Below are 13,297 nucleotides of genomic sequence, written 5' to 3'. Positions count from 1 at the left end.
TTTTTACCTGCACACGTATCACGAATAAATCCTTATCGATTGCATAGCAGAATCTTTTATCCATATCATGAAGAATTGCCGAATATTCCATATTTTTTCCTTTCTATCGCTCGAAAAAAGCGTTTTTTCCTTCTTGATTATAATTCCTTTTTATTATGCTGCACAAGTCACAAAACGATAAAAAGGTCACCGTTTCTGCCTGTTCCGTTGGGGCAACGGAGGATTTCATTGCGCATTCTCCTCTGGAAATTTGTGTTCGTAACTGTCGAAATTTACAGAAATATGCATTTTATCAGTTATATCTTATAATTTTAGAAATATGTTGTCTCTTTGGATGAGTTCGACATGAGCAGAAACGGGATCAAGCACCGCAATATCTGCGATTTTCTGTTGGCAGAGGAATGGAATTAAAATCTCTGCGAATCTCCATCTGAAAGTCTCACTGTAATAGATTTTTTCTTCTTCAACTGTAAAAGGTGGGCGCTTACGCTCCCACCTTCACACTTTTATTCAATTACTATGTCAGATACTTATTCTTCTGAACCACTCTTTTTCCTTACATAGAATATGGCTCCAATAACAATCAGCATAATACAGATACCTATAATAATGATTGATTAATATTTCTATTAGATTACTACCATTATATCGTGTGATAGGTCGGATATCGATAAATTTTTGACCAAATTTTTTTGCCGAACATCCATTATTACCAGTCAATCACATCGAAAAATTCTTCTATATTGCTACCCTTTTTATTAATAAAATTCACATCAAAAAAAGTATCTTTAATCACAATATCAAAATTTTTCTTTTTTATCTCATATTGATTGTACAGCAGCTTTTCTTTTCCTCTTAATGATTCCATCATTATCTGATATGACAATTCTCCTGAATTAAGGAAGTTATAAACATCTGCATTTCCTTTAAAAGCCGCAATACTTTTTGCTCCCAGAACAGATTCAATAAATTTATGTGGATCCTGTCCTCTATACTGAGGACTGTGTAAGCATGCCACATACTCAAAATCCGGATTGTCCATAATAATAAAATGTGGTGTATTTCCCTTTGCATTCTGAATCCTGCAGTACTCCAACAGTTTTTTAAATCCATCCAGTTCTCCCGGGACAGTAGCTATTCTATCTGCATCCATAATAATGAATTTTGCTAGATAGTTACTCTGTGACTCCGTTTTTATCTTCTGAAGGAAGTTTGAATAGCCCCCACCATGCATATTGATGGGTTTTAAAACCAGTTCTACGCCCTGATTCTTTCTCATCTTGTCTATATAATTATATTCTGTATCTCCCTCACAGAATACTGCAAACCTCTTCTGGAGGACTCTTGTTTTTCTACTCAAATGCCGTACCTCCCAATATTCCCTTCATATAAAACTCATATATCTTAGTGTTTTCATACCTCACTTCCGGAAAATCTGCTAGAGAATACAATTCTGATGTCAATTCATCTTTACTTTTTGTAATGAAATAAATCTGCTCTTTCATGTATGTCTTCAAATTTAGGTGTAATACATTATGTGTAGAAAATACAAACTGCCCTCTGTGCTCCATACCGTTAATATACGCAATAACACGGTCTGACAAGATTGGATTAAGAACCCGGTCCATCTCATCTGCAAATACCACTTTATTTTCATATACCACGCGAAATATCTGTACAGCCCATGCAAAAAATTCTCTGACACCGGTTGAATCCTGTGATAATTCTCTCTTAAACTGCTTTCCCTGTGCATTCTTACGAATTACCAGAGTTTTAGAATAAGGCTTCTCATCATCCACTTCAATTCCGCAAATGCTGTAATCTACCATCTTAAAAATTTCTACATATCTTGGATCTTTCATAATTTCAAGATCCCGTTCCTGCCTGACAATGCTGTCTATATTGTCAGAGGGGATATTACCCGGATATAGGACATTTAACATCCATTCAACAGTTGCTGACGCATCCTTATTTCCGAGAAGAGCCAGTTTAACTACAAATAATCCGTTACTATTATTGCTATTCTTAAGAGCAGCTGTCACTTCCCTGGCTGTTCCTCTTCGTAATGTATATATATCCTCCTGATCCCGTAAAATATCAAACACTACATGCTCAGCTGATTTCCGCTGGCTGCTTCTGATAAGTTTTTCGCTATAGATTCCTTTTGTATCAACAATAGTTTCATACTCATAAATATAATGATTCCCCGCTAAGAATACTACATTAAATTTCTGTTTGGGATTATTACACTCCATCAAAGTATCTGTGTTAATATATGAATTAACAGACTGCACTTTCATGTTTGTATCAAACAATGATTTCAGATATTTTAATCCATTTATAAAGTTGGACTTACCACCTGCGTTCTCACCTACGATAACTGCTGTTTTCAGCAGGTCATATCCTGTTTCTGTTGTAGTATAGTTATCCGGAAAGCGCTTTTTTACTTTCCCGCCTGGTGCTTCTAATGAAAACTCGCACTCTTCCTTGAACGAACAAAAATTGTCAAACATATATCTTATGAGCATACTTCCACCGCCTTTCAATAATCATTATATACTAAAAAGAGCCTATGTAAACCAGTTTTTTGTTTTACATCGGCTCTTTTTATGGATATCATGTTAAAAAGCGAGCACCAAATATTAAATACATTCTTTTAGCTGTTTTTTGTTGATTTTGCTCTTTTTATTACTCCTATGAAATCATCATTATTTTTCTTCTGAACCACTCTTTTTCCTTACATAGAATACGGCTCCAATAACAATCAGCATAATACAGATACCTATAATAATGATTATCGTATTATTCCATGTATATTTTGAAGTGCTGTCATCTGTCTTAGACGCAGGAATGGTTTCATCAGATTTGTTGTCTGCCTGACCGTTATCACTCATAATCTTGGCATCAACAACAATCGTGTAATCTGATGCATGGGTAAATACAAGTTCCACATTTCCATCCGGATCAATCTGTCCGGCGCTGATAAATTCCAGTTCTCCGGTCTGTTCATTGTAGTAGAACAGGTTCGCATACAGTCCTGCATTCTTTGATTCCATGTTGACGGTCAGTGTGGCTGTAAATCCAAACTCTCCGTCATAAGCAAGAGTCAGATTCAAGGAAGAATGTTCCCCGGTCACGTTATTGATCACATCCACAGGAATGGATTTTCCGGCGTCGGCTCCGACTGTCACATCAAAATCAATATCTCCAGCTGCATCAGTAATATCCTTTCCATAAATCTTCCAGGAAAGACCATTTCCCATATCCAGAACAAGTGTTGTATCTTTGCCCTTGATACTGTCAATTACATCTTTCGGTACTACAGTTGTTCCGTTCATTGCAACCGTTACCGTATCGCCTGCCTTAGCTTCTTCAAGCTGTGGCTTGATAACATCCCAGCCTTCCTTGCCGCTGTCGTCCTTGATGTATGGCTTAATTGAAGTGCCGTTGTCCTTACCATTATCCGTATCAGGCTGTGGCTTCTGATTCTGATTACCATTGTCTGTGCCAGTCTGCGGTTTCCGGTTCTGACTGCCATTATCCTTGCTGCTGTCATCGGACTTGATCTTAGCGATCGGCTGTGTGTAACTGTGTCCGCACTTGGAGCAGGTATAGGTCATGATGCCTTCCTCTGTTGTCGTTGCAGCCTTCGTCACCTTTGATACATAGCTGTGTCCTGTTGCCGGAATATTCTCCGTGTAGCTGTCTCCACAGGAACAGGTATAAGACCTTACCCCTGCCTCTGTACAGGTTGCTTCCTTCGTAATGCTTCCCGTATAGTTGTGAGTGTGCTTTTCCTCCGGCAGCTTCGCAATGCTCTCTGTGTAGCTGCTGTTGCATCTGGTGCAGGTGTAGGTTCTGATGCCTTCCTCGGTTGTCGTTGGCTGCTTTGTTACGGTTACTTTATAATCATGTCCCAATGCTGCCAGCTCTTTTCCGGTACTCATAAGTTTATCGCAGTCCGTACAATAGGTATCTCCTGCGTATCCGGTCTGCGTGCAGGTCGCTTCCCGCTGATTCCGTATTTCAGTGTGCGTGTGATCACATTCTCTTCTTGTAATCGTAATGCTTACACTTTCTGTCTCATAATTTCCCTTGTCAGCTCCTATATAAACCGCAGTCGCCGTCACAGCCACACCATCTGCAAGCACCGTGTCCTTATCTGCCTCCTGCCAGCTCCATCCTTCCTGAAGTGTAATATTGCCAACCTTCTTTGTGCTGTGTGCCGGTGTCATTGCAGCTTCCGGCATGTTTGGAGCTTTCGCTGCCTTATTGACCGTAACTGTTATTGTTCTAGTTACTGTATTGTAGTTGTTTGTGTCATCAGGTGTAAATACTGCCTGATAGCCTTTGTTGTTTACAGTCGGAATGATGTTCGTTCCTGTAAAGCTCCATGTTCCGGCAAGTGAATTGCCATCTGCCCCTGTCACACTTCCGCCTGTTATATCTGAACCGGTAAGCGCAGCATCCGGATTGTATCCACGCTCTGCAACGGTTGGTACTGTTACAACTATCGGAGTTGCCTTGGCTACTGTGATGGCTGCTGTTCCGGTAAGTTCCGCGTAATACGTACTGTCTGCCGGCTTGAATACCCAGCCCGCCTGTGTGGTTCCGGCTGCCGGTATCTCGTCCGGATTGCTCCATGAAAGAATACCTTCTATCACATCATCTGTACCGGCTTCCACAAAAACGGTATTTCCAAGTGTCAGCTTTGAAACCTTTTCCCCATAGGTCAGCGCATTGCTTCCATCTACAGATACGGTGTTTCCGCTCTTAATCTCTACCGTCTTCTTATCTGTAATACTAATCGTCAGCGTGTATCCAGCATTCGCATAGTTCTCCATCGAAGCTGTTACCGTGATAATTGCTGTCTTTCCAACCTTGGACGCATCTACCTGATTTACTTTATAGGTCAGATTTCCGGCTGTATCGACTGTTACCTCACTTAAAAGCTTCTCTGTATCTGTCTTTGCAACCGCATATGCTGTAGTTCCCCTATCCGTCGGAAGCTTTCCTGCAATATTCACACCGATTGCCTTACCGTCTGAACCGGAAGCATACGCATAGGTCTTATTTTCCGTGATGCTGGAAACGGTGAGTGGGCGTTTGGTAATATTTACCCAGGCGGAGCCGGAAGCATCCGCATAGCCGAACTGGGAGACCTTATAAAATACGATCTTTGGACCATTCGTGAAGTTGGTGTAGGTCAGGCTGTCCTGTGTGCAGCTATCTGCGCTTTCGCCGTATTTTACGGTTGCGCCACTGGGCACGCCGGTGAGGGTGATTCCGTGCGCCTTACCGTCATACACACCATCATAAGCCTCAGGCGAAATGCCGCTGAAGTTCTTCTGCGTGAGTTTGACCTTGATCTGCGCCGTCACAGGCATGCCGGGCTGCTCCACCTCGTTAGCAATCGAAGTAAGATCTAATGTTCCGGTGAGCGTCTGCTCCTCCAGCGTATTCGGATTATAACCGCTCCATGTGACGGGGATCTTATCAAATGTTTTGCCGTCCTCCGTGGTGATCGTCACGGTTTCGGGTAGTCCCAGCTCTTCCAGCGCCGTTCCGTAGGGCTTGTCCGTAATGCCAGTCAGCGTATGGCAGCTCTTTACCGTACGCTTGACAACCGTTACGTTATAGTCCTGAGTCAGCTCCTTGTAATTATTGGTATCTGTGGGAGTAAACACAATCGTGGTGGTCTTGCTGCCTGCGCTGTCCCAAGATTTCGCAGCACCTGCCTTGAAAGCGAAGGTGCCTTCGCCGCTGCCGCCGGTGAGGGTCGCTTCACTGTTGACATAAACCGATGCAGAAAGCGTCGGCCATTCGGTCACCACCGGATTAGCCTTCTGAATGGTATACTCCACGCTGGCAGTGGCAGCCTTGTTACCCTCGCCCACCGTGATGCTGGCGGTGTACTCGCCCGCGTCGGTGGGGAGCGCGCCGTTTTCCAACATCTGTTGACCATACGTGCCCGTCTTTATGTAGCTGATGGTGATCCCACTCGCCGCCGGACCCTGCCAATCGCTGCTTGCAGTCACCGTGGCGGGTTTGCCTTCCCCGCTGTAGGTCAGCTCGGCGGGGGCCGCAATGGTCACGCTGCCGCCGTTTCCGTCGGTCAGATAGCAGCCCTCTGCCGTACACTTCGCGGTGATGGTCGCGCCGCTTGCCGTGTACGTCCAGCTATGCTGATGCTGGGTCACGGTGAACGGCTCGCTGTAGCAATTGTAGCCGTTGCTGCACTGGACGTAAATGTGGTACTGATAGCTCTTGTCTACGGGCAGCCCGGAGATTGTGAGCGTCTTGCTCTTCTCGCCGGTATGCGTTGCAGTATTAACTTTTTTGAAACTCGTGGTCCAGTCGTTTTCTGATTCGTTAAACAGCTCCCACCAGTAGTAGTAGGTGACGTTCTCCGTTTCGGGCTCGGACGCGATTACCGCAGTCAGCGTGATATTGCCGTCCGTCGCAAACGCCGAGCTTCCGGTGTAGTTCGTATCGCTATTCGGATAGATCTTTTCGACCGCGAAGGGGGCTTTTTCAACGGTGACTTTTGACGGGATTGAATTGGCGTTGGGGAGCCATTCATTATCCGTTGTTTTTTTGTAAGCGTACCCCTTCGCCAGCAGCGCGTAGGGCTTGACATAGCCGGCATCGCTCGTGATCGCGCCGTAGCTGCCGCCGCTGAGGCTGGCGCTGCTGCCGTCGTCCTTTACAGCCACACGGCTGAAGGTGCCGTTGCTCAGCGAAAGCTTTCCGCCGTTCTTCGCCGTGACAATGGCGAGCTTCGTATCCTTGTCCTTGACGGTCAATTCCGCGTCTTTGCCGTCCACCGTCACATAGAAGCCTCCGTTGCTGCCCGTGACCGTCAGAGAAATGCCCTTGGCGATGAGGTCCACACCATCGACCGTTTTCCCGCCGGTCGCCAGCGTCACCGGCCCGCGGGTCAGCTCATAGGTGGTCCGCTTCCCGTTGACAGTGTCATCCACATTCTGATACAGCGTGATGGTCTTTGCACCGTCCGCCGCGTTCGCCGCCTCAATGGCAGTGGCAAAGGCCGTGTACCAGCTCGTCTTGTCGCCGATGGTCAGCGACGCCGCCATCTGCTTCTTACAGACACTGCAAATGCCCTTGCCGTCCGTGCCGCCGTTGTGCGTATGCGACACGACCTTGACATTTTCCAGCGTATTCACTCTATCATTGGTCACAGCCTGATTATCACTTGCTCCGTAATACGCCGCGCCCTCCGCCAGCAGGTCGGCGAGTTTGCGGTCGCCGTTGGTTTTGATCATCGTAAATGTGCCGCCGGAGAGCTTGACTTTGGTGGTGTAAAAATCCGCGAAGGTAAACGTGCCGCCGGTGATCGTCCCCGTGACATTGTAGTCAAACGTAACGCCGCCATATTTCTTTTCATTATTAAAGCTGCCGCCGCTGATGTTCGCGATGCTGCTGCCGTTGAATTTGACATTACCAGTGAAGGTACCGCCCTTGGCGTTCAGCGTACCGTTCACCTCGACGGAGGCGTCGGTAAATGTGACGCCCTCCTTCACCGTCGCCGTGCCGTCGATGGTCGCACCTTTATAGCTGCCGCTGGCAAAGGTCACGTCCGCGTTTTTAGCGACCGTCACATTCTTGGCGGTGTGCGTTCCGCCCTTCAGCGTCAGCGTGCCGGTCAGCGGCATGGAGGTGCCGAAAGCATACATATCCCGCAGCAGGGTCAGCGTCGGCTCGGTGCAGCCCTCATTGCTCCAGCCGTTCAAGGTCTGGATGGCCTCTACATAGCCGTGTTCCAGCGCACTGTCTTCCGTGAAGTAGGCAGTCTTGGTCGTGCCGTCGGTGCTCTGGGCGGTAATTTTCGTATACAGGTCCTTGTGGCACACAGAGCACACGGGGTTGCTGTCATCGGCGCACTGATGGACGCACTCCGGGAACTGCACCTTGTACGCTGTATAGCCGGTCAAGTCCACAATTTTAGCGCTCTTATCAACGATGCTCCATGTACCGTCCTTTTCGCCGTACAGCTCGCACTTTGCATGGTTGGTTTTCAGCAGGTCTTGAACGGTGAGGCTCTTGCTCTTCGTGCTGTCCGTGATCTTGCCGATGGTGCAGGCGTTTGTATTGCCATTCCACAGCTTCAGATTGTAGCCCGTACTTGTGGAGCCAGCCGCAGCATTGCTTAAAACCAACTCGCCGATTTCGCCGCCAAAGCGCTCCAATGCGCCGCCGGCCTGCAGCTCCACGCGCGAAATCTTGCCGGTGTAGGAGTCGCCGACTGCAAGCGTTCCGTTGGAGGAAACGTAAAACGTGACATCGAGCGCCTGCGTTCCGCCGCCTGTTCCGGAATCCTTGACCGTCAGAGTCCTGGGTTTGTTCCCACCTCCGACGCTAATGTAATAACGCTCGCTGCTGACAGTTTTGCCATTCAGATCCAGCGTCGCTGAGTAGGTGTAAGAAGAAGAGCAATTTCCTGCGAGCGTCACATCCCGCAGCAGCGTCACGGTGTTGCCTCTGGCTGCATCAAACGCCTTCGTCAGCGTCTGATAATAGGCGCTATCGCCCACGCGCGCGTCGAATTGCGTATGGCACTTCTTGCAGGTGTAGCCGGTATCGTCCATCTCGTGCGTGCAGGGCACAAGATAGACCTTGCCGTCATCGCCCAGGCTGGTCACGCAGTCGGCGGCGTCCGCCTTGAAGTTCTCGGCGCTGAGCGTCACGCCGCTTGCCGGTTCGGCGATGGCCCCAAGATTTATGCCTTCACGCACGCCCACACGGATGACCGAATCCTCTCTCAATGCGCCTGATACAAGAATGGGCAGCTTCCAAGCTTCATTGGCGTAATAACCGGCCTTCACCGAGCCGGAAACAGTGAGCTTAGGAGCTGAGCTTTCCTTTCCGCCGTAGTAAACGTCATATTGAGAGTTGTCGGTAACGGTAGCATCGGTGAGGGTAATAGCGCCCTTTCCATAGATGCCGCCGCCCTCAAAGGTACTGTTGTTTCCGGTGATCGTCACATTCTCGACGGTTACCCCTCTCTCCGAATAAATGCCGCCCCCGTGGCCATAACTTGTATTCCCCGTGGCGGACGCCTTGTTGCCGGTGATCGTGGCGTTGGAGATCGAAACTGTGCCGGCGTTAAAGTGGATATAGATCCCGCCGCCGTTGCCGGCGGTCGCCTTGTTGCCGGTGATGGCTCCGCCGTCCATGGTGAAGCTGCACTTCTCACCCACATATACGCCGCCGCCACCGCCGTCAGACGCACCCGCAGTGTTATCGGAAATGGTTCCGCCATGCATGGTGAATCTTGGCGGGTCGGTCTGATTCGTCGTGCCGACAAGGAACACACCGCCGGAGCCGCTGCCTGCTTTATTACCGGTAATCTCTCCACCATACATGGTAAAGGACGAGCCGGTCTGATAGGCGCTGCCCTTTATACCGACCTGCACGCCGCCGGTGATCGTGCCGCTGTACAGTTCAAATTTGCCGCCGTTGACGGTCACTTCGCCTTGAACCCTGCCGCTGTCGGTGCAGTCGGTCAGCGTCAGCGTCGCGCCGCTGCCGATGGTGATTTTGCCGTTGATCGTCTGCCCGTTCAGGCAGAGGTTGACCTCGCCTTCTGGCACAGCCCAGCTCCCCGACACGGGCTGCGTCAGATAATAGCTGCCAGCAGTACCGGGCAGGGAATCGGCTGCCGTCCATGCTGTGCTGTTGTTATGGGTATGACCGTTGACCGTTGTACCGCTGTCCTTGCCGCAGACACAGTGGGTATGCTCGCCGGACTGTGCGTCCGCCAACAGCGCGGTCTGGCTGTTGAACCAGCCGAGCAGCGCCTCGAAGTCTGCGCCTGTGATCTGCGCCTGCTGCTCTGCGTTCAGTGCTTCATAAGCATCATACGCCGCCTGAATGTCGTCATAAGCTGCGTCCAGCTCGTCGGCGGTCATGCCGTCCAACTCACTCACGATGGGCAGCGCATCGATCATCGTCTGCACAGCGGATACCGCCGCGTCCGCATTGTTCCCGGCGTTTTCATCCTCGCCGCTCTCGGGCGCATCTGCTTTACTGTCCTCAGCGCCACCGGCGTCAGGGGTACCGGTATTTTGCGGGTCACCCTCTGAACCGTTCTCTTCCTCATTCGTTCCAGCCTGTTCGGATACGGCGGGCGAAATTTCCTCCTGCTGCTCCTGCTGCACGATGGCGCCGCTCTCCGGCGTATCCTCCGCCGCTCGCACGGGTGCGGGCAGGAGCGTCAGACACAGCGCCAGCGCCATGAACATACTCAATACTCGTTTTTTCATAAGATTCTCCTTTAGGATATATGTATAAGGTTTATATTCAGCCCGTTCAAGCACAGGCACAGCTTTTATAGATCATCCGGAATGAGCCGCAGCTTTTTAGCGGCGGTCTTGGCTTCCGCCCGGCGCTTCACGTCCAGCTTGTCGAGAATGTGGCTGACGTGGGTCTTCACCGTGGGCAGCTTCACGTCCATGATCTGTGCAATCTCGGCGTTGGATTTGTCCGCACAGAGCAGATGGAGAATTTGCAGCTCCGTGGGTGTCAGCTCCTCGCCGGGGGCAAGGCTGGGTTCGAGGAAATGCGGGTAGAACGCCGCCTGCGTCCGCACCGCTGCCATCAGCCGCTTGCGCCATGCTTTGTCGCCGTCCCAGTCCAGCGCTTCCAGCAGCGGCAGCACCGCCGTGCCGTATACGCTGACGGTGCGGATGAAGCGGTACTCCGCCGCCGCATCCAGCGCCTCCGTCAATCGCTCGCGCCACCGCTCATCCTTCTTGCGGCGCAGGGCGATGGCAGTCAGGACATTCAGGTGAATGCCGTCGATGATGCGGGCGCAGTTTTGAATGTACGGCTCCATGGGTGAGAGCGTCAGCAAAGCGGCGTCCGGACGGTTCTGCATAATTTCCACCATTGCCTGCGTGAGATACCGATAGCGCCGCATGACGTTCAGGTGCGTGGGTTCGCACGGGGCTTTTTCCCGATACCACGCGTCCGCCGCGTCAAGGTCGCCGGTGTGCATGTCAATACGGCAGAGCATGGCGTCCATATTGGGCAGAAAGCGTGTCAAACCGCGCTCGGCAAAGCATTCACGGAGTACCATGATGGTGCGCCGCGCGTCGGTGGGCTGCCCGTTTGCCAGCTGGCTGCGGGCCAGCAATCCGCTGACGGCGAACTCCATGTCCGACGTGCCGTAGTTGCGGATCTCGTTCATCTGCGGGAGAAGGGACAGCATCCGGCCGGCGACGTCCTCGCCCTTTTCAAACTTGCTCTCGGCAATGGCGCAGTCGGCAAGACACACACTGTCCCGCCCCAGTACTGCCTCCACGGGGAGACGGAGGGTTTTGTAGAGCAGGTCGTCCTTTTTGCTCCATTCGGAAAAGTCCTTGCCGCCGTTCATGATGCTCGGCAGCGCGCTCGTGACGGAGAAGGACGGCAGCGCCAACTCTTTGTTCGTCAGCAGCCGGAACACGGCGGGGATGGTTTCCGTCAGACCCTTCACGCCCCGCTGGGGCAGGGAGATGTCCAGCCATGCAAGGCGGCCGCGCGCCTGCTTTCCGGCGGCGTCCTGCCTGCCGCAGTGTTCGACAAACTTTTGCAGTTCGCCATACCAGCGCTCCGAGCCTTCGTAATCCATGACCAGCGCGCAGAGCATGCTCATGCCCTGCATCAGAGAGGGGGATGCGAGAATTTCCGCCTCCGGCAGGCTGCGGTAGTATTTTTCCATCTCGGCATAGTGCCCCATGCCGGGGTGAAGTTCTGCATTACGCACCAGCAGCTCGGAAACCTTGGAATGGTCACCGCCGCTGGTGTAGCATTCCAGGGCGTGGGCGTAGTCCTCCTTCAGCTCATAGTACAGCCCGCCCCGGCTGATGAGCGCTTTGCGCTTTTCCTCGGTATACTCCCGTTCCATCTCCCAGAGGAGAAAAGCCCGGAAACCCGACCAGAAGTGGAAGCGCTGGCAGTCTTCGTAGCACAGCATAGTAGTGTATCGAAGAATCCAGTCCAGCCGTTCGCCGGCACGGGGATCGCCGCTGACCATCCGCGCCATTTCCAGGTCGAAACTTTCAAAGGGGGCCAGCTCCAACAGGAAGCGTCGCACCGGCAGGTCAAAGCGCCGGTAGATGGCGGTCTCAAAGTAGAGGAACACCTCGTGGTACACCCGTGCCACCAGCTCCGGCGTCCACGGCTTGTCCGGGGACATGCACCGCGCCGTGATGGCCACACCCAGCGGATAGCCCACGGATTCTTTCAAAATTCCATCGATCTCGCTATCTGTTACGTTTACTCCCGAAAGCTGAAACAGCCGCCGCACATCGCCCGCGTCAAAAAGCAGGTCGTCGGCCTCCAACACCGTCATCAGCCCCGTGTACTGAAACGCCGTCAGGCAGCCGGGCGGCACACCGCGCGAGAGCAGCACGAAATGGCGCTCCGGACTTGAGCGGATCAGTTCGCAAAGAGCCTGCTGCCCGGCTTCCTCCTGCATGAACTGAAGATCGTCAATCAGCAGAATGTCCCAATCCTGCGCTGACGGTGGGATTGCGCAGTCTGGGTCTGCCGCACTTTGCCGCAGCACGTTCCGACCGCGCAGCAGTGCGTCCGCCAGTACTGTCTTTCCAAAGCCGCAGGGTGCGCTGAAAAAAAGGACTCTGCCATGCGCCATGAAGCTGTCAAACCGTTTCTGAACGGAGGTCTTTATGATAATATTTTTGGTCATTTCTTCCCTCCCTTTGATACAGAGCGAGATTGCCATAAGTCTTTCGTAATCTGTCTCGAATTATATTATACGAGTCTGTTTCGAAATGTAAATCATCCCAAAGGATGAGACACGCTGCATAGCAAACTGCTATGCAGATCATTTTTGTTTGATTTTGATAGCATAGATGCAAATAAGCAGCCACACACCGAAGTGCGTGACTGCTATGTAAAAAGTTCGGAAAGGATTTTTGCAATCTGACACAGTTTCCTGGCCCTGAATCTCCATCAACATAAAATATCTCCATCATTTCAAAAGAGAATGACGGAGATATTTCGCCTTGTTTATTCTTGTAGCAACCAATCGGCTATATCATGGATTTCGATTCCTTCATAACTATATTTTGGATGTTTGGTTCTGGCAATAATCATTTTCGGATAAGCATCTCGGATCTGAAGCAGAGGAGAGCATTCTCTCTCAAATGTTTCCTGCCCGGAAATGTTGTCGCTGACCTGAATATAAATCTTCTCGCTGCCTCTCTGAGCAACAAAGTCGATCTCCTTTTGATAGAGCTTGCCGACATAGACATCGTATCCACGGCGA

4 protein-coding genes and 2 pseudogenes are annotated in these 13,297 nt (G+C 50.8%); 1 reads left to right on the top strand and 5 read right to left on the bottom strand.

The window, feature by feature from the left end:
• Positions 1–309 precede the first annotated feature (309 nt).
• Positions 310–411 (top strand): annotated as a pseudogene (locus tag PUQ60_RS10685) (ATP-binding protein); the annotation flags it as partial.
• Positions 412–709: 298 nt separating this feature from the next.
• Here the strand turns inward: PUQ60_RS10685 and PUQ60_RS10680 are convergent.
• The 5 genes and pseudogenes from PUQ60_RS10680 to PUQ60_RS10660 form a co-directional block, all read right to left on the bottom strand.
• Positions 710–1,360 (bottom strand): hypothetical protein, encoded by a 651-nt coding sequence (locus PUQ60_RS10680; RefSeq protein WP_227062656.1) that lies wholly within the window; start codon positions 1,358–1,360, stop codon positions 710–712.
• Complete coding sequence (locus tag PUQ60_RS10675; protein ID WP_118669198.1) at positions 1,353–2,528, bottom strand: ATP-binding protein; 1,176 nt, start codon at positions 2,526–2,528, stop codon at positions 1,353–1,355. The genes PUQ60_RS10680 and PUQ60_RS10675 overlap by 8 nt, the downstream gene beginning before the upstream one ends.
• Before the next feature lie 180 nt (positions 2,529–2,708).
• Positions 2,709–10,286: a hypothetical protein gene (locus PUQ60_RS10670; RefSeq protein WP_273482983.1), complete on the bottom strand. Its 7,578-nt coding sequence runs from the start codon at positions 10,284–10,286 to the stop codon at positions 2,709–2,711.
• Positions 10,287–10,351: 65 nt separating this feature from the next.
• Positions 10,352–12,715 (bottom strand): LuxR C-terminal-related transcriptional regulator, encoded by a 2,364-nt coding sequence (locus PUQ60_RS10665; protein ID WP_273482982.1) that lies wholly within the window; start codon positions 12,713–12,715, stop codon positions 10,352–10,354.
• A 323-nt stretch (positions 12,716–13,038) separates the two neighbouring features.
• Positions 13,039–13,297 (bottom strand): annotated as a pseudogene (locus PUQ60_RS10660) (ATPase); the annotation flags it as partial.

Origin of the sequence: Clostridium sp. AF02-29, assembly GCF_934835585.1 — a bacterium.
In the GTDB taxonomy this organism is placed as follows: Bacteria; Bacillota; Clostridia; order Lachnospirales; family Lachnospiraceae; genus Otoolea; species Otoolea fessa.
This window is presented reverse-complemented; position numbering and strand designations above follow the sequence as displayed.

Coding starts and splice junctions, on each gene's coding strand:
- PUQ60_RS10675 (WP_118669198.1), bottom strand. CDS start 2,528: ATGCTCATAAGATATATGTTTGACAATTTTTGTTCGTTCAAGGAAGAG.
- PUQ60_RS10670 (WP_273482983.1), bottom strand. CDS start 10,286: ATGAAAAAACGAGTATTGAGTATGTTCATGGCGCTGGCGCTGTGTCTG.
- PUQ60_RS10665 (WP_273482982.1), bottom strand. CDS start 12,715: ATGACCAAAAATATTATCATAAAGACCTCCGTTCAGAAACGGTTTGAC.